This window comes from Rhodococcus sp. PSi06, assembly GCF_054960675.1.
This window is the reverse complement of sequence record NZ_JBHNYO010000010.1, coordinates 25639-43531: the sequence shown is the minus strand read 5'-3', so window position 1 is coordinate 43531 and position 17893 is coordinate 25639. Positions and strand designations below refer to the sequence as shown.

Annotated in this window: 16 protein-coding genes; 11 read left to right on the top strand and 5 right to left on the bottom strand. The window is 65.9% G+C overall.

Annotated features, from left to right (window positions below):
• Positions 1–77 precede the first annotated feature (77 nt).
• Positions 78–866, top strand: a complete 789-nt coding sequence (locus ACFI9K_RS14350; protein ID WP_462664115.1) for an SDR family NAD(P)-dependent oxidoreductase — start codon at positions 78–80, stop codon at positions 864–866.
• Positions 867–888: 22 nt separating this feature from the next.
• Here ACFI9K_RS14350 and ACFI9K_RS14345 read toward each other — a convergent pair whose 3' ends face one another.
• Positions 889–1191: a CD225/dispanin family protein gene (locus tag ACFI9K_RS14345; protein ID WP_462664114.1), complete on the bottom strand. Its 303-nt coding sequence runs from the start codon at positions 1189–1191 to the stop codon at positions 889–891.
• A gap of 196 nt (positions 1192–1387) precedes the next feature.
• Between ACFI9K_RS14345 and ACFI9K_RS14340 the strand changes: the two genes are divergently transcribed.
• From ACFI9K_RS14340 to ACFI9K_RS14320, 5 genes are all read left to right on the top strand, one after another.
• Entirely contained in the window at positions 1388–3661 is a 2274-nt protein-coding gene (locus tag ACFI9K_RS14340; protein ID WP_462664113.1) for a carbon starvation CstA family protein, read from the top strand.
• Complete coding sequence (locus ACFI9K_RS14335) at positions 3662–3832, top strand: YbdD/YjiX family protein (RefSeq protein WP_072692145.1); 171 nt, start codon at positions 3662–3664, stop codon at positions 3830–3832.
• A gap of 57 nt (positions 3833–3889) precedes the next feature.
• Positions 3890–5356 (top strand): DNA-3-methyladenine glycosylase 2 family protein, encoded by a 1467-nt coding sequence (locus ACFI9K_RS14330; protein WP_462664112.1) that lies wholly within the window; start codon positions 3890–3892, stop codon positions 5354–5356.
• Complete coding sequence (locus ACFI9K_RS14325) at positions 5353–5850, top strand: methylated-DNA--[protein]-cysteine S-methyltransferase (RefSeq protein ID WP_462664111.1); 498 nt, start codon at positions 5353–5355, stop codon at positions 5848–5850. The genes ACFI9K_RS14330 and ACFI9K_RS14325 overlap by 4 nt, the downstream gene beginning before the upstream one ends.
• 97 nt (positions 5851–5947) lie before the next feature.
• Positions 5948–7201, top strand: a complete 1254-nt coding sequence (locus tag ACFI9K_RS14320; RefSeq protein WP_462664110.1) for an AI-2E family transporter — start codon at positions 5948–5950, stop codon at positions 7199–7201.
• Here the strand turns inward: ACFI9K_RS14320 and ACFI9K_RS14315 are convergent.
• Both ACFI9K_RS14315 and ACFI9K_RS14310 read right to left on the bottom strand, forming a co-directional pair.
• Complete coding sequence (locus ACFI9K_RS14315) at positions 7183–10191, bottom strand: AAA family ATPase (RefSeq protein ID WP_462664109.1); 3009 nt, start codon at positions 10189–10191, stop codon at positions 7183–7185. The two genes, ACFI9K_RS14320 and ACFI9K_RS14315, sit on opposite strands and share 19 nt — an antisense overlap.
• Complete coding sequence (locus ACFI9K_RS14310) at positions 10188–11372, bottom strand: exonuclease SbcCD subunit D (RefSeq protein ID WP_462664108.1); 1185 nt, start codon at positions 11370–11372, stop codon at positions 10188–10190. The genes ACFI9K_RS14315 and ACFI9K_RS14310 overlap by 4 nt, the downstream gene beginning before the upstream one ends.
• Before the next feature lie 123 nt (positions 11373–11495).
• Here ACFI9K_RS14310 and ACFI9K_RS14305 point away from each other — a divergent pair, with 123 nt between their 5' ends.
• Together ACFI9K_RS14305 and ACFI9K_RS14300 are read left to right on the top strand one after the other, a co-directional pair.
• Positions 11496–12662, top strand: a complete 1167-nt coding sequence (locus ACFI9K_RS14305; protein ID WP_462664107.1) for a DNA recombination protein RmuC — start codon at positions 11496–11498, stop codon at positions 12660–12662.
• A 20-nt stretch (positions 12663–12682) separates the two neighbouring features.
• Positions 12683–13882: a DUF6542 domain-containing protein gene (locus tag ACFI9K_RS14300; protein WP_462664106.1), complete on the top strand. Its 1200-nt coding sequence runs from the start codon at positions 12683–12685 to the stop codon at positions 13880–13882.
• A gap of 38 nt (positions 13883–13920) precedes the next feature.
• Here ACFI9K_RS14300 and ACFI9K_RS14295 read toward each other — a convergent pair whose 3' ends face one another.
• A complete protein-coding gene (locus ACFI9K_RS14295; protein ID WP_222093699.1) occupies positions 13921–14928 on the bottom strand; it encodes a 4-hydroxy-3-methylbut-2-enyl diphosphate reductase in 1008 nt (335 codons plus the stop codon).
• A 128-nt stretch (positions 14929–15056) separates the two neighbouring features.
• Between ACFI9K_RS14295 and ACFI9K_RS14290 the strand changes: the two genes are divergently transcribed.
• From ACFI9K_RS14290 to ACFI9K_RS14280, 3 genes are all read left to right on the top strand, one after another.
• Entirely contained in the window at positions 15057–15650 is a 594-nt protein-coding gene (locus tag ACFI9K_RS14290) for a lipid droplet-associated protein (RefSeq protein WP_462664105.1), read from the top strand.
• Between the two features lie 95 nt (positions 15651–15745).
• Positions 15746–16939, top strand: coding sequence for an exodeoxyribonuclease VII large subunit (gene xseA, locus ACFI9K_RS14285; RefSeq protein ID WP_462664272.1), 1194 nt, complete (start codon positions 15746–15748; stop codon positions 16937–16939).
• 57 nt (positions 16940–16996) lie between these two features.
• Positions 16997–17221 (top strand): exodeoxyribonuclease VII small subunit, encoded by a 225-nt coding sequence (locus ACFI9K_RS14280; RefSeq protein WP_222093701.1) that lies wholly within the window; start codon positions 16997–16999, stop codon positions 17219–17221.
• On the opposite strand, the gene ACFI9K_RS14275 is transcribed toward ACFI9K_RS14280, so the two are convergent.
• A complete protein-coding gene (locus ACFI9K_RS14275) occupies positions 17218–17790 on the bottom strand; it encodes a DUF4245 domain-containing protein (RefSeq protein WP_462664104.1) in 573 nt (190 codons plus the stop codon). The two genes, ACFI9K_RS14280 and ACFI9K_RS14275, sit on opposite strands and share 4 nt — an antisense overlap.
• Between the last annotated feature and the right edge of the window lie 103 nt (positions 17791–17893).

Here is a 17893-nt window from a genome sequence, read left to right as displayed (position 1 = left end):
ATGGCCAACCTGGTCATGGCAGACCTAGGGAGAACGGCACCTGGTTCGCGGACGTCACCGACCGTAGACATGGCGTCATGACTTCCACTCCTTCTCCCCAGCTTTCTACTTCTATGCAGCTCCACGGACGCACCGCCGTCGTCACCGGATCGACCAGCGGGATCGGTGCAGCCATCGCGGTCACCCTCGCCGCCCAGGGGGCGTCGGTGGTCGTCAGCGGCCGCGACGCCGAGCGCGGCAAGGCGCTGGCAGCCCGAATTTCCGAGACCGGCGGCACTGCGGCCTTCGTCGACGTCGATCTCTCGGGCAGCTACGCCGAGCTCCGCGAATTCGCCGCCCGAGCCGCCGACGCTCTCGGTGGCCGCGTCGACATTCTCGTCAACAACGCCGGCATCTATCCGGCCACCGCGACTGCCGATCTTCCCGACGACCAGCTCGACGCGATGCTCGCCGTCAACATCCGGGCACCGCACGTGCTGGTCGGTGAGTTCGCCCCTGCGATGGCCGAGCGCGGTAGTGGAGTCGTCGTGAACATCGGGTCGTGGATGGCCACGATGGGCAGCCCGTTCGCTGCGATGTACTCCGCCACCAAAGCGGCCGACGAACAGCTCACCCGCAGCTGGGCAGCCGAGTTCGGGCCACGCGGGGTGCGAGTGAACGCTCTCGCACCCGGTGCGACTCTGACTCCGGGCAACGAGGACGCACGACCGATGCTCGACGCCATGACCGCCGGAACCCCCGCAGGCACCGTGCTCTCTCCGCAAGACATCGCCGACGGTGTGCTGTTCCTGGTCTCGGACAACGCCGCAATGGTGCACGGAACAACGCTCTACGTCGACGGCGGTATATCGGTCACCCGCGGGTGAACAGTGCGCCGCCCCCGAACCGTCACATGGTCGAGAAGACCAAGCCGATGAACACCAGGTAGAGAGCCATGAAGGCACCGAAGATGATCAGGGCCAGTTTGCCGAAGAAGGCTGCGCGCTGGGATGAATACTGCGCGCCCTGGACGTCACCCATCGACCACAGCGGAAAGACCTTCAGCGCGTGATTGAACGCGGGGATGGCCAGTGGCCAGAAGAAGATCACTGCCACCACTGCCCACCCCGCATTCGATGCCGGCAGCACGGGCGCGTAGGGCTGCGCCGCTGGATACGGCTGCTGATGAGTCTGCTCGTACGGTCCCGACATGTGTGTGTTCTCCCCGACTCGAAATTTGTGATGACACCCAGTACGACGCAGCCCCGGCCCATCCGGTTCCCACCCGCCGCCACTCGGCGCACGCGAGCGACCGCCGGGCGCACCGCGATGCGTCGATTCGAGGACGCGCAAGTGCGTCGCGCATAGGGTGATCGCAGTCACACCTGCGACCATGGAGACCCCACACATGTCACTGAAAGCGGCCGACGATCCACACGTCGAATTGCTGAAGACAGACCCCGACCTACCACCCGTCGGAGTCGTCGATTCCCATCCCATGACGCCGCTCAAGCGTCTGATGCTCGTCGTGATCGGCCTTCTCGGAGGCGTCGCCTGGACGATCATCGCCATCGTCCGCGGCGAGAATCCCAACGCGGTCTGGTTCGTCGTCGCCGCCGTCTGCACCTACATTTTCGCGTTTCGCTTCTACGCCAGGCTGATCGAACGCAAGATCGTCTTTCCTCGCGACGACCGGGCGACACCGGCCGAGATCCTGGAAAACGGCAAGGACTACATGCCGACGGACCGTCGGGTGCTGTTCGGCCACCACTTCGCCGCCATTGCCGGAGCAGGCCCCCTCGTCGGGCCGGTCCTTGCCGCCCAGATGGGCTACCTACCCGGCACCATGTGGATCATCATCGGCGTCGTGTTCGCCGGTGCCGTTCAGGACTTCCTGGTGCTGTGGATTTCGACGCGCCGCAACGGCCGCAGCCTGGGCCAGATGGCTCGTGACGAACTCGGCGTCGTCGGCGGAACCGCCGCCCTCGTCGCGGTATTCGTCATCATGATCATTCTCATCGCGGTTCTCGCTCTCGTCGTCGTCAACGCGCTCGCCGAAAGCCCGTGGGGTGTGTTCTCCATCGCGCTCACCATCCCCATCGCTCTGTTCATGGGCGTGTACCTGCGCTACCTGCGGCCGGGCAACGTCACCGAGGTCTCGCTCATCGGCGTGGTCCTGCTGCTGCTCGCCATCGTCGCCGGCGGCTGGGTCGCCGAAACCGACTGGGGCACAGACTGGTTCACCCTGTCCAAGGTCACCGTCGCCTGGTTGCTCATCGGCTACGGCCTGCTCGCCTGCATCCTGCCGGTCTGGCTGTTGCTCGCGCCGCGCGACTACCTGTCGACATTCATGAAGGTCGGCACCATCGCCCTGCTGGCCGTCGGAATTCTCATCGCCCGCCCCGAGATTCAGATGCCCGCCATGACCACCTTCGCCACCGAGGGCAACGGACCGGCATTCGCAGGATCACTATTCCCATTCCTGTTCATCACCATCGCCTGCGGCGCGCTCTCGGGTTTCCACGCTCTGATCTCCTCCGGCACCACGCCGAAGTTGCTCGAGAAGGAAAAGCAGATGCGCATGATCGGCTACGGCGGCATGCTCACCGAATCGTTCGTCGCCATCATGGCTCTCATCACCGCATGTGTTCTCGATCAGCACATCTACTTCGCGTTGAACGCACCGGCGACGTTGACCGGCGGCACTCCGGAAACCGCTGCGGAGTACGTCAACGGTCTGGGACTGAGCGGCGGGGACATCAACCCGGGCGAATTGAGCCAGGCCGCAACCGATGTGGGCGAGGAGTCGATCATTTCCCGTACCGGCGGCGCACCGACGCTCGCGTTCGGTATGTCCGAGGTACTGCACCAGGTCTTCGGCGGGGAATCGCTCAAGTCTTTCTGGTACCACTTCGCGATCATGTTCGAGGCACTGTTCATCCTCACCACGGTCGATGCCGGCACCCGCGTCGCGCGCTTCATGCTCTCCGACAGCATCGGCAACCTCCCCGGCGCCTCGGCCAAGAAGTTCAAGGATCCGTCCTGGCGTCCCGGCGCGTGGATCTGCTCGCTGATCGTCGTCGCAGCATGGGGCGCAATCCTTCTCATGGGCGTCACCGATCCCCTCGGCGGCATCAACACCTTGTTCCCGCTGTTCGGCATCGCCAACCAGTTGCTCGCGGCCATCGCGCTGACGGTGGTCATGGTCATCGTTGTCAAACGCGGCCTGTACAAGTGGGCCTGGATTCCCGGGGTTCCGCTGGCGTGGGACCTCATCGTCACGATGACGGCCTCGTACCAGAAGATCTTCTCCTCCACCCCGGCCATCGGTTACTGGACGCAGCATTCGCAGTTCCGCGACGCAAAGGCTCAGGGCCTGAGCAGCTTCGGCAGCGCAAAGACACCCGAGGCCATCGACGCCGTCATCCGCAACACGTTCATTCAGGGCACACTGTCGATCATCTTCGCGGTACTGGTCCTGGTCGTCGTGATCGCCGGAATCATCGTGTGTGTCAGGGCCGTACGCGGCGCAGACCTGCCGGACAACGAGGAACCGGAAGTACCGTCGAAGATCTTCGGTCCCGCCGGTTTCGTCCTCACTCCGGCCGAGAAGCAGATTCAGGCCGAGTGGGACGAACTGATCGACGCGGGCACCGTCCGACGCCCCGGATCGGCGCACTAGATGCGCGGGCTGTGGTGGTGGATCACCTCGGTGATGGGTGATCACGATTACGACCGCTACGTCGCGCACCTGGCCCGGCACCACCCGGGCCAGGAGCCACCGACCGTGCGGCAGTACTGGAAGGACAGGCACGCCGAGGCGGACCGGAATCCCGGGGCTCGCTGCTGTTGACACGGTGATGTCCGATTTCCGCTAGCGCCGACTCACCGGCACTGACACAGTGGACGCATGAGCAGCGAACGGCAGGTGCAAGAACTGGACTTCGATCGGTGTTATCGCGCGGTGTCCTCGCGTGACGCACGGTTCGATGGCCAGTTCTTCACCGCCGTCTCCACCACCGGCATCTACTGCCGGCCTTCCTGCCCGGCGCGTACCCCCAAGCCCGGCAACGTCTCGTTCCTGGCCACGGCGGCGGCAGCACAGCAATCCGGCTACCGCGCGTGCCGCCGCTGCCAGCCCGACGCCACCCCGGGCTCCCCACGATGGAACATTCACTCGGACCTCAGTTCTCGTGCCATGCGGCTGATCTCCGACGGAGCCGTCGAACGCGGGGGCGTCGACGGCCTCGCCGCAACGCTGGGCTATTCGAGCAGGCAACTGACTCGGGTATTGACGGCCGAGGTGGGTGCCGGCCCGCTCGCGCTGGCCCGGGCTCACCGGGCACACACCGCACGCACGTTGATTCAGACCACCGATATGTCGATGGCCGACATCGCCTTCGCTGCAGGCTTTTCCAGCGTCCGGCAATTCAACGACACCGTCAGGGAAGTATTCGCCGTCGATCCGACGACCCTGCGACGAGAGGCACACCGCTCGGCCGCACCGACCTCGGGCGGAACGGTCACCCTGCGGTTGCCGTATCGCCGGCCATTGGACCGCGGCTGGATCGAGTGGTTCCTTCGCGGCCACGTGGTCGGGGGCATCGAATCGTTCTCCGAAGACGGAGAGTACGTGCGCTCACTGCAGCTCCCGCACGCCGGCGGACTGGTGGCACTGCGCATCATGGACGGATTCGTCAGCGCCGCATTGACTCTGCAGGACATGCGCGATCTCGCTCCCGCCGTGGCCAGGATCCGACACCTACTCGACCTCGACGCCGATCCGCTGGCCGTCGACGAGGCCCTGCGCGCAGATCCACAATTGGCACCGAGTGTCGAGTCCCATCCAGGAATTCGGGCCCTCGGCGTGGTCGACGGCGCAGAGATGTTGCTGCGCACCGTGATCGGGCAACAGATCTCGCTCAAAGCTGCGGCCACCCACACCGCTCGGCTCGTGGATGCGCTCGGCGCACCACTCGACCTCGGCAACGATACGGTCACCAGGTTGTTCCCCGACGCAGCCGTCATCGCCGAACGCGGCCACGAAGTCCTCACCGGCCCGGCGGCTCGGGTGCAGACCGTGATCCGCGTCGCCGACGCCATCGCGTCGGGAGCCGTCGAATTGCACCCCGCGCGCGAAGGCCCCGATCTCGAACGAGAACTGTTGGCGCTCAAGGGCATCGGCCCGTGGACTGCTCGCTACGTTGTGATGCGGCTGCTCGGCGACCCCGACGTTCTGCTCGACACCGACCTGGTCGTCCGTCAAGGCGCAGCCGCGCTCGACGTTTCTCTGAAGGATTCCGCCCGCTGGGCTCCGTGGCGTTCCTATGTCTCGATGCACCTGTGGATCACCGCACTGGAAAGAAGGCAACCATGACCGCGACGTTCGCAACCCGGGACACCCCGATCGGACCCTTCACCACCATCGTGGACGACGACCAGCGCGTGCTCGCCTCGGGCTGGACCGCTGATGCCGAAGAACTGCGAATCCTGATTCACCCCACGATGCGCCCCGACGCCGTTCGCAGCGCCGCCGACCTCGGTCAGGTGACTGCTGCCGTCGACGCGTACCACCGCGGCGAGCTGACACGCATCGACGACGTTCCCGTCGCACAACGATCCGGTGAATTCCTGATGCACGCCTGGGACGTGCTGCGCACCGTCGAGCCGGGCACTCCGGTGACCTACTCGCAATTCGCGGAGCTCTCGGGCCGACCCGCTGCCATCCGCGGTGCAGCGTCGGCCTGTGCTCGCAATGCTGCCGCGCTGTTCGTCCCGTGTCACCGGGTGGTCCGCATCGGCGGCGCTCTCGGCGGGTTCCGTTGGGGGCTGCCCGCAAAGAAGTGGCTGTTGGCGCACGAAGCGACCTGACCACGACTGCGGCGGGTGGCGGTGACCCCACAGACGGACTCGGCCGGGCGATAGGGTTCTCCACGATGCGATATCCGCCGAATGTGAGGAAACCCCAGTGACCGAATCGGCAGTGCCAGGAAAATCCGCGGCATCCGCCACGTCCGGCAAGGACCGCGGAGACCTCATCGGGGTCGGCGGCCTGTGGCTCGCCAAGTGGTCGCTCATCCTGATCTCGATCGCGGCCGGTGCCTGGGTGTTCGGCTGGCTGATCGGTCATCTGTGGGTGATCCTGTTGCCGGTCCTGCTCGCGGTCATCGTCGCGACGGTGTTGTGGCCACCGGCGAAATTGATGATGCGGCTCGGCTTTCCTCCCGCGTTGGCCGCGTCGGTCTCGCTCGTGGTGTTCTTCGTCGTCATCGGCGGCGTCATCACCCTGATAATTCCGTCGGTGGCCGAGCAGGCTCCCGAACTGGTGGACCAGGCGTCGGGCGGAATCGCGCAGGTACAGGACTGGCTGAAGGGCCCGCCGCTCAACATCGGCGACGACCAGATCGACACGGCCGTCTCCGCCATCATCTCGCGGCTGCAGGACAGCGGTGACGTCATCGCCACCGGAGTGTTCAGTGGCGTATCGGCGGCCGGCTCGCTGTTGGTCACTCTGGCGCTGGTGCTGGTTCTGTCGTTCTTCTTCGTCAAGGACGGTCCGAAGTTCCTGCCGTGGCTGCACGGGTTCTCCGGTGGCCGCGCCGGACGGCATCTGGGCGAGGTGCTCTCGCGGATGTGGGCGACGCTCGGCGGGTTCATCCGAACTCAGGCCATCGTGAGCTTCATCGACGCCTTCTTCATCGGCCTCGGGCTCGTCATTCTCGGCGTTCCGCTGGCGCTGGTCCTCGCAACGTTGACGTTCCTCGGTGGGTTCATCCCCATCGTCGGTGCGTTCGTCGCGGGTGCGCTCGCAGTTCTCGTAGCGCTGGTGGCGAACGGGCTGACGACGGCGCTGATCGTGCTTGCCATCATCGTCGCGGTGCAGCAGTTGGAAGGCAATGTGTTGCAGCCGATTCTGCAGAGTCGCAGCATGAACTTGCATCCGGCGATCGTGCTGCTCGCCGTGGCCGGCGGCAGCTCGTTGTTCGGCATCATCGGTGCGTTCCTCGCCGTTCCGGCCGCTGCTGTTGCCGCGGTTCTGATCCGGTACCTGTCCGAACAGATCGACGAACGCTCGAACGAGCCGGACCAGGACGAACTCGAAGACGAGATCCCGCCGCCCAAGGGCTTGACCGACGAACAGGCCGGATTGGACGACGAGGACGAGGACGAGGACGAGTCGAAGTCCGACAAACCTGCATCAGGTCAGGACGCGACCACCTGAAGCGTCGAGCCGGTGCGCCCCCGTTGCACGTAGAGACGACTGGGGATCCGCTGGCGCATCTCGTCCACGTGACTGACGACGCCGACGACACGCCCACCCGCGCGTAGTTCGTCGAGCACGGCCATCACCTGCTCGAGCGTGTCGGCATCGAGTGTGCCGAAGCCTTCGTCGATGAACATGGTGTCCAGCACGACGCCACCGGATTCGGCAGCGACGACGTCGGCGAGCCCCAACGCAAGTGCCAGCGAGGCGAGAAACGCCTCCCCGCCGGAGAGGGTTTTCGCCGAGCGCACGACGCCGGTGTAATCGTCACGAATGTCGAGGCCGAGGCCACCACGCTTTCCGCGAGCCCCCGCCTCATCGGAGTGAACGAATTCGTATCGCTCCGACGACATCCGACGCAGGCGCGCGGAAGCAGACTCCGCTACGTCCTCGAGCCGAGACGCGAGAACGTAGGACCGCAGCGACATCTTTCGCGCATTCTGACCGCGCCCTGCCACCACGTCCGCCAGGTTGGCGAGCTCGTCGAATTCGGCTCGCTGGGGCGCGATGGCTTCGGCCGCAGTCGACAGTTCGGTGATCAGACGCTCCAGATCGTCTGCGCGCCTGCGGCATTCCGCTACCGCGGCTGCGGCTGTCCTGACCTGCCGGTCGAGTTCGGTACAGGCGTGTCGCAGCGGATCCAGGTCCACCGGCGCATGCCCGACGACGGCGACGATGGCAGGCTCGCGAAGAACGTGTTCGGCATGGGCCCGACGCTCGTCGGCGGCGCGGAGTTCGGCCTCTATTCGCTCGACGCGATCTGCGGTCAGGACGGCCCCCGCCGCGGCGTCGACGGACTCGAAATTCGATTCCGACACTCGTCTGTCCAGTTCGGCACGCCGAGCCTCGGATTGCGCGGTGGCATCGAGCCACGCGATTCGCGCCTCCTGGATGCGACGTGCACCGTCGATCAGCGCCTCACGCTCGGCAATACGATCAATCAGCTGCTCACCGTCGCCCACTTCCGCGGCCACCGACGCACGCATCTGCGACAGCGACTTCTCGGTGGCCGATATGCGCTCGTCCACGGCCACTCGCGAGGTGACGAGGGTATGGAGTGTGACCGTCGATTCGTCCGTCTCACGGCGCAGTCGGTTCAGTTCCGCTGTGGCAGGGCCGGCATCCGCGGCCGTCGTGCGCGCGTCCTGCACCGCACTCGTTGCGGCATCGAGGGCGTGAGTCAGCTCCGCGAGAGTCGCTCCTCCGGTGCGATCGTGCAGCAGGTCCACCGCGAGCCTGGCCTCGGCGACAGCCTCGGTTGCCCGATCGCGCGCACCGGCTGCCTTGCGTTCGGCGGTGGCTGCCTTGTCTTCCTGTGCTTTTGTCACTGTCGACGACGAGGCCGCAGCGGGATGTGGATGCGCGGCCGATCCACACACCTGGCACGGCTCGCCGGGTGTCAAGTGGGCCGCCAGCTCGGCTGCCATTCCGTCGATGCGACGCTCACGGAGATCGAGCAGGTGCTCCCATGCGGTGTTGTGGGCAGCAGCCGCGGTGTCTCTGGCTCGTTCGCTCTCGAGCAACGCGGCGCGCTTGCTCACCAGCTCGATGGCGGATTCGGCAGCCGCACGCGCCCGTTCGCAGTTCTCGTCGAGGCCGGGCAACTGCGTCGCGGCTGCCTGCGCTCGCGCCGTTCGGGACTCGGCGGCCGCGATCTTCTCGGGCATCGCGGCCTGCCGCTGCTCGATGCGCTCGATCTCTGCTGCAGTGCTGCGCCGTTGTGCCCGATAGTCAGCCAGGGCCCCGTCGAGCTTGTCTGCCTCGCGCACGACGCCGAGCAACGACTGCATTCTTGCGACGTCGGTGGTCCAGTCGCGAACGAACTGCGCGACGACGGTGCGCTCGTGCGCGGGATCTCCCGGCGCAGGTGGCCAGTGCAGTGCGTCGTGAAAGCGCCGGCCCTCCGGCGACGTCGGTAGCTCACGCTCGGCTGCTGCGAGCGCCGCGGTAGCCGCCGCGGCGGCAGCCCGCGCGACGGACAGGTCCGCGGCAGCGTCGGCGATCGGTCCCGCGGCCGCGGAGTCGGCCAGTTCGGTTCTGCGCGCCGCCCGTGCCGACTCCCCGTCGTGATGCTGTGCGAGTTGATGCTCGGCCAGTGCGCGTCTGCGCTGCAGGTCCAGTACCACTGTGGCCTGAGCCAGCGCCTCGGACGCCCGCCGAGCTGCCGCGTCGACCAACACCGCGCGGCCCTGTGCCAGCGTCCGATTCTGGCGGGCGTGCGCGAGGACGTCGGCCGCCCAGTCGAGCGGATCGGATGGTTCGGTGTCATCGGTGGCAGGCTCGGGAACTCCCGATGCCTGCGACACCCGCCCCAGCATGATGTCGATGTCGTGGTGAGCACCGGCGAGCTCGGCGGCCAATTCTCGGCGGCGTTGCGCGAACCACTCTTCGACATCACCGAATCGTCCTGTGTCGAAGAGTCTTTCGAGCAGACTGCCGCGCTCGTCACTATCGGCTCGCAGGAATCGAGCGAACTCACCCTGCGGCAGCAGCACCACCTGGAAGAACTGATCGGCGCTCATCCCCAGCAGCGCGTTGACGGCATCACCGATCTCGCTCAATCGGGTGAGGTTCTGTCCGCGACCATCGAGCCAGGTGAGACTCGCTTTGGCGTGCTGTTTGGTGGTTCCGGTGCTTCTGAGCTTGGGCCGCAGGAACTCCGGACTGCGCACTATTCGGATGCGCCGGCCGCCCAGGGTCGCTTCGAGGGTCACCTTCGGCACCGCTCCGACGGCCGCGTGGTCGGACAGCAGACGCTTGCCCTCACGACGTGCTCCGGGCACTGTTCCGTACAGCGCGAACGCCACGGCGTCGAGAACCGTCGTCTTACCGGCGCCGGTGTGGCCGTGCAAGAGAAACAGACCGTCGGCTCCGAGGGCATCGAAATCGACCGACTCGGTTCCCGCGAAAGGCCCGAAGGCGGTGATCTCCAGCGAGTGCAATCTCACGCTGCACCGCGGTCGGCGGTCTTACCGTCGGCGGTCTCGTCCTCGCGCTGCACGGACGCCAGCGCGCGGGCCAGCAGTGCGGACTCCGCCGCGGTGGGCTCGCTTCGCATGTCCGTCAGGAACGAGGTGGCGATGGCGAGATCACTGCGACCACGGACTCTGTCGCGGTAGCAAAGCTCTTCCGATCCTTCCGGTCGACGCCACTCGAGGTGGATCGCGTACGGAAACCTCTGCTGCAGCAATCGCATTGCGTCCAGCGGACGGACGTCGTCGGTGAGCACGGCGGAGACGTAGTGGTCCTCGACATCGCAATAGGTTGCGTCCGAGAGCAATTCCTCCACCGTGCCTTCTATGCGCGCGAGTCCGCGCACCACCGGCAGATCCACCCGCTCGACGCTTCCCAGCCCGCTCGCGTCGAGTTCGAGGATCCACACCGCCTTGCGGTGCGAACGCTCTCCGAACGAATACGGCAGTGGGGACCCGGAGTACCGCACCCGGTCGGTGAGGGTCTGCGGAGAATGCAGGTGCCCCAAGGCCACGTAGTCGACTCCGTCGAATGCCGATGCCGGCGCTGTTTCGATGCCTCCGGAGGAGATCGATCGCTCCGAACCGGTCGCCTCACCGCCGACGATGAACGCATGCGCAAGCACGACGGATCGAACATGCTGTCCTGCATCGGTTCTCGCCGCGAGATCGCCGCGAACGCGATCCATTGCGGCGTCGAGAACCTCGGCATGAGTTCGCGCGGCAGGGACATCGAGTTCCTGGCGCGTGGTCTCGGGCTCGAGGTACGGAATGCCGTAGAACGCAACGCCGCCGTGCTCGTCGTCGATGACGACCGGACTCGCGACACTGCCGACCTTCGTCATCAGGTGCAGTCCCCCGGCCGAGGCGAAGGCCGCTCCGGCACCCAACCGAGCCGGAGAATCGTGGTTGCCCGACGTCGCAACGATAACGGCTCCCGCAGCTCTGATCGCTTCGAGTCCGAAATTGCAGACCGTCACGGCGTCCGCGCTGGGCACGGCGCGATCATAGATGTCCCCCGGGACGACGACCACGTCGATCGACTGTGCAGCAACCAGTTCCGCGATGAACCCCAGCACTGCGCCCTGATCGGCCAACAGGTCGACACCGTGAAAGGTGCGACCTATGTGCCAGTCCGAGGTGTGCAGGATTCTCATGCGTTCGACGCTAACGGCAACCACCGACAAACTATTCGAGGCTCGTCGGCCTGTCGGAGACGAGCATCGCCCCACAGCGCCGTTCGCCCGAACTTGTCGGTGGCCTGCTGCATCATCGGCACCATGAACATTCTCACCGCGCTCGGCCTGCTCGTCGCCCTCGCCATCGGCGTGGTGGTCGGGTGGCTGCTGCATGCCTCGCGGGTGGGCGATCGCGCCGTGCGAGCGGAGGCCCAGCTGGCCGCTCTACGGCAGAACGAGGCGCTGCTTCGCCAGTCGCTGAGCGCGGTCAACGAGGATTCCGCGAGGCGACACTCCACCGTGATCGGCCAGCAGGTCTCGCACCTGGTGGAGCCGCTGCACGACGCCGTCGATGCGCTCTCCGAACACGTGCGGCAAGTCGAGCACAATCGGATCAGGGCGTACGCAGGCCTGTCCGAGCAGGTCACCGGCATGCACCGAGCCTCGATGCAGCTGTCCACCCAGACCGGTCAGCTCGTGACTGCGCTGCGTGCACCGCAGATCAGGGGTCGGTGGGGCGAGATTCAGCTCGAGCGGGTCGTCGAGCTCGCCGGGATGGTCAAGCATTGTGATTTCGACACCCAGGTGAGCAAGGACGGCATTCGACCCGACATGATCGTTCGCCTTGCCGGCGGTCGACAGATCGTCGTCGACGCCAAGGTGCCGTTCGCGGCATATCTCGATGCCGCTCACGACGACGACACCGGCGCGCGCGAGAAGAATCTGCGACGCCACGCCAAACAGCTGCGCACCCACATCGACCAATTGGCCGACAAGGCGTACTGGGCGGCATTCGAGCCGACGCCGGAATTCGTCGTGCTGTTCGTTCCCGGCGACCCGTTCCTAGATGCTGCCCTGACCTCCGATACCGGCCTGCTCGAATACGCCTTCGGGCGGAACGTGATACTTGCCACCCCCACCACCCTCGTCGCACTGTTGCGGACGGTGGCATACACCTGGAAGCAGGAGTCGGTGGCCGAGGACGCGGCGCGCATTCAACAGCTGGGGCGTGAGCTCTACAACCGAATCGGTGTGGTGTCGACACATCTGGACAAGCTCGGGGCCAACCTGGGCAAGGCTGTGGACTCCTTCAACTCCACCGTGGGATCGGTCGATTCGAGGGTGAGCGTGACGGCAAGAAAACTACACGAACTCGAGCTGTTCGACGCCGAGCCGGTAAAGATCGGCCGGGTGGACGCCCGCCCGACCCTGTCCGATTCGTCACGCTACCGGCACGACTTCGGTCATGTCGACGATGCAGTCGGCTGAACTACGGCTAACCTCGAGGGGTGTCTACCTCCCAACGTGCCCGATCCGGGGTACCGCTGGATCACCGATCCATCCTCGCGACCCTGCCCGGCGTACCTGCGTGGGGTGCCGTGGCGATCGCCGCCGGGCTGACTTTTCTCGGGTTCCTGATCGACGCCGCCCGCGGCACCGAACTGACAGGCGCGTTCGCCTTTCTGTACATACTCGGCTGCATCGCTGCCGTGGTGCTGGTTCGCTACCGCGGACTGTTCACCGCGATGGTGCAGGCCCCGCTGATCCTGTTCGTGGCCGTACCGCTGTCGTATCAGTACTTCACCGACGACGCGGGAACCAGCCTCAAGGACATCATCCTCAACGTCGCGATTCCTCTGGTCAACCGGTTTCCGCTGATGCTGCTGGGCACCCTCGTCGCCGTAGGACTCGGGGCGCTGCGCATCGTGCTCAAGCGTCAGAACACGCATGCCCCTGCCGTTCGACGAAGCTCGAAGTCCGCAAGCGCGAAGGCCGCAAGCTCCTCGAAGGTAGAGGGTGCCGTTCGCCGCAACGCCAAGCCCGGTGACGACAAGCTCACCCGCGCGCAGCGTCGGGCCCAGGAAGAAGGTCCCGAGCGCAGCCGCCGGCGAACCACCCCTTCGGTCGACCGCAGCACCGACTCCGCTGCAGAAGCCACCGATATCGTGCCCGGACCGTATGTGGGCCGCAGAGGAACAGACCCTCGCCCCAGTCCGGCTCCTCGATCGGCGCGCACCGGCACGGATCCGAGCGCTCGCCGCGCGTCTGCACCCACACCGTCGCCGCGAAGCCGGTATGCACCGGACTCGCCCAGGGGGGATTACTCCCGGCCGGACCATCAGAAGCCCGAAAAACCCGATTACCAGCGTCCCCAGTATCCGCAGTCGCCGCCGCAGGCTCAGCAGCCACAAGCTCAGCAACCACAGTCTCGGCAAGTACGTCGGCCACAGGCCGCTGAGCCTCGGTACTCCGCGGACGCTCGTTACTCCACCGAGTCTTCTCGTCAGCGGTCTACCCGCGCGCAACCTCCTCGCGAGGTAGCCGATCCGTACACCACCGGATCTCGGCCCGTGGTGACTCCTCCGAGCGCGTCGTCCACCGACGCTGATCGGACCCCTGGCAGTCACTCCCTGCCGTCCGCGCACCGAGACGACATCCCGCCGCACCCGGTTCCGCAGGTTCGCTACCGGGATCGCCGCGGAGACTGAAACGTCCTGCGCGGACCCGGAACCTTACGAAAGCGGGACTATCGGGCTGGGCGCAGTTCGCGAGGCAGTGAGAACACCAGGGTCTCGTTGGCCGTGGTGACGGGCTGGACGTCGGCGTATCCGTGCTCGGCGAACAGTTCGATGACGCCTTGGACCAGGATCTCCGGCACCGAGGCACCCGACGTGATGCCGATGGTCTCGACACCGTCGAGCCAGGCCAGGTCGATTTCTTTCGCGTAGTCGACGAGGTAGCTCGCGCGCGCACCGGCGTTCAGCGCGACCTCGACCAGTCGAACCGAGTTCGACGAGTTCTTCGAGCCGACGACGATCACCAGATCGCATTCTGGAGCCATCGCCTTGACCGCAACCTGACGGTTCTGGGTGGCGTAGCAGATGTCGTCACTCGGCGGGTCCTGCAGCGTCGGGAAGCGCTCACGCAGCTTGGCGACCGTCAACATCGTCTCGTCGACGCTCAGCGTGGTCTGCGACAGCCAGATCACCTTGTTCTCGTCGCGCACTGTGACGCTGTCCACGGACTCCGGACCGTCCACCAGCTGAATGTGCTCGGGTGCCTCACCTGCGGTGCCCTCGACCTCTTCGTGGCCTTCGTGGCCGATGAGGAGAATGTCGAAATCGTCGCGGGCGAACCGCTTCGCTTCCTGATGCACCTTGGTCACCAACGGGCAGGTGGCGTCGATGGTCCGCAGGTTCCGCTCGGCGGCCGAGGTGTGCACCGCCGGTGAGACACCGTGCGCCGAGAACACCAACAACGAGCCCTCGGGCACCTCGTCGGTCTCTTCGACGAACACTGCTCCACGATCGGACAGCGTCTCGACGACGTGCTTGTTGTGGACGATCTCCTTACGCACGTAGACCGGCGCGCCGTGCTGTTCCAACGCCTTCTCTACGGTCTCGACCGCGCGATCGACACCCGCGCAGTAGCCGCGAGGCTCGGCGAGAAGCACTCGCTTGCCCCCGGCGTATGCGGACTTACCCGCGCCGGCGGAGTGTGCGATACCAAGATTCAAAGGAACAGCCGAAGACATACCGTCAAGGATACGTGTCGCGCCGCAACCGGGTGATTCCGCAGGCTCTTCGCAGCCGCCGGGTCGTTCCGCCGCGTCTCCAGCCTGTCAACTACCCAAAGTTCACGAATTCGGGCAGTCTGGTGGGCATGACTCGAGTCCCCTTTGCAGCTCGCGTGGCCGCTGGCGTTGCAGTGACCGTCGTGGAAGAGGCTCGCAAGCTTCCCGGATCCGCCCTGATGTTGCCGATGACGGTCGTCAGCGAGGCGCTGGCGCGCGGTATGCGATTCCAGCAGCAGGTGACGGCGCTCGCCATCAAGGGCGATGTGGCGATCTCGGCGCTGCCGGTGATCGGAACTCCGCGCGAGGAGCAGCCCGCGTGGGCGTCGTTCGACGAAGACGATGACCAAGACAACGTCCCCGACGGCCCGCTCATCACCGACGATGTCGATGTACCCGACGTCCCGGTTGCCGCCAACGGCCGGTTCGCGCTGTATTCGACGCCTCCGCTGGACGAACCGGTTCAGGACACCACGGCCAAGCGCGCCCGCACCGCGGACAAGCCCGAGATCGTCGAGATGATCGATTTCGACACCCTGGCCCTCGCTCAGCTTCGCGCCCGGCTGCGCTCTCTCTCGGTCGAGGAACTCGAAACTCTGCTCGACTACGAGAACGACACTCTCGCCCGCGCGCCGTTCCAGACCATGCTGACCAACCGCATCACCACCGCCAAGGCCAAGTGAGCACTCCCCCAACCCAGTCCGGTCCCACCCAGTCCGGTCCAGCCCAGTCCGGTTCAGCCCAACCGGGCGCGAGTTCCGCAGAACAACCGTGGCCGGTGCGTACCGTCGCGATGAAGGTCGCCGGTTGGATCGATCGACTGGGCAGCATCTGGGTCGAGGGACAGCTGACCCAGATCAACGCTCGCCCCGGCACCCGTACGGCATTTCTGACTCTGCGTGACCCGTCGGCGGACATGTCGTTGTCGGTGACGTGCTCACCGCAGCTGCTGGATCGTTCGCCCGTGCCGCTGACCGAGGGCGCCCGGGTCATTCTCTACGGCAAGTTGTCGTTCTTCACCGGCCGCGGCACCATTTCCCTGCGCGCCACCGACATTCGCGCGGTGGGTGTGGGCGAACTCCTGGCCCGGATCGAACGGCTCCGGGCCCTGCTGGCGGCCGAGGGGTTGTTCGACCCACGCCTCAAGCGCCCCCTGCCCTTTCTGCCCGGCACCATCGGACTGATCACCGCCCGAGCCAGCGCCGCCGAGAAGGACGTCCTCACGGTCGCTCAGAGACGTTGGCCTGCAGTGCGATTCGAGGTTCGAAACACTCCGGTCCAAGGACCGCAAGCGGTGCCGGCGATCCTGGACGCGCTGAAGGATCTGAACGACGACCCACGCGTCGACGTCATCATTCTCGCGCGCGGCGGCGGTAGCGTCGAGGATCTGCTGCCGTTCTCGGACGAGGCACTGTGTCGCGCCGTCTCTCGGGCCACCACTCCGATCGTCAGCGCCATCGGACACGAACCCGACAGTCCCCTGAGTGACCACGTCGCAGACCTGCGCGCCGCGACCCCCACCGATGCCGCCAAGCTGGTGGTTCCCGACGCCGTCGCGGAGCAAGCGCTGGTTGCCGAGCTCAAAGCGAGAAGCGCTGCTGCTCTGCGCAACTGGGTCGAACGCGAGGCGCGCGGCCTGGACATGCTCCGGCACCGACCGGTATTGGCGGACCCACTGGCCTCGCTCGAACACCGCCGCGACGAGGTTCGGCGACTTGCCGATGCGGCGCGGCGCGACGTGCAGCGCGAACTCACCACCCAGGACACCCTCGTCGAGCACCTTCGGGCGCGGCTGTCGACGCTGGGACCGGCTGCCACACTTGCCCGGGGCTATGCCGTCGTACAGCGAGTGGTGGCGGGCTCCGATCCCGAGGTGCTGCGTTCGGTGGAGGACGCGCCGCCGGGTACGCAGATCAGAGTGCGGGTGGCCGACGGTGCCGTCACCGCCGCAGTGATGGGCCGTGTGAAATGACGCCGAGTGCAATAACGCCGAGTGAAATAACGCCAAGTGAACGACAGAGGAGATTCGATGAGTGACAACGAAGACAAGCCGGTATCCGAGCTGGGCTACGAGGAAGCACGTGACGAGCTGGTGGGCGTGGTGAAGATTCTCGAGCAGGGCGGGCTCGATCTCGATGCGTCTCTGGCCCTGTGGGAGCGCGGCGAGCAACTGGCAGCGCGCTGCGAGGAACAGCTCGCCGGTGCCCGCAAGCGGATCGAGACCGCGCTCGCGAGCACCGAGAAGGACGATTAGGGAACGAGCGGTTCGGTGACCTCGAGGATCGCCGCGAGAGTGGTGAAGTCCTCGGTGGTTGCGGTGCCGCCCAACAGGATTCGGACATCGCCGAAATCGGAGACCCAGTAGGTTCGCGAACCCTCTTCGCCGTAGACCACCCAATCGCGGCCCGATACGTTCTGCGTACCGGACGCGTAGACCGTGTCGCTTCCGGACACGAACGGAACCAACTGTTCCTCCGATGCCGAAGTCTGGGTCAGTTGCATGTAGGCACCGGTGCCCGTGATGTATCCGACAGTCGACACCGCTCCGCCGTTGTCGCCGGAGATGGTCGCGCCACTTCCGGAGTTGGGCGTCCATCCCTCCGGAACAGCTGGATTACGCACCGGGAAGCCGATTTCCGACGCGTCGTACTGCAACGCGGTGTTCACGTCGAAGTTGGGGATGGGCCCCTGCTGGGGGCCGCCCGGGCTCAGCGAACACTGGCTGGCCACGCCTGCGATCAGCAAACAAGCAATGACCAGCGGAATGAGCGACCAGACCATGTCGCGGTTGTTGTTGAGAATCCGGGGTTTGCTGTTTGCCACACCACCAGTATCCCCTCTGCGCGGCAGTGCTCGGTCGGCGCGTACCTCACAGTCGACCCGACCCCACTGCAGACATCACAGAAGTGAGATAATCCTGCCTGGG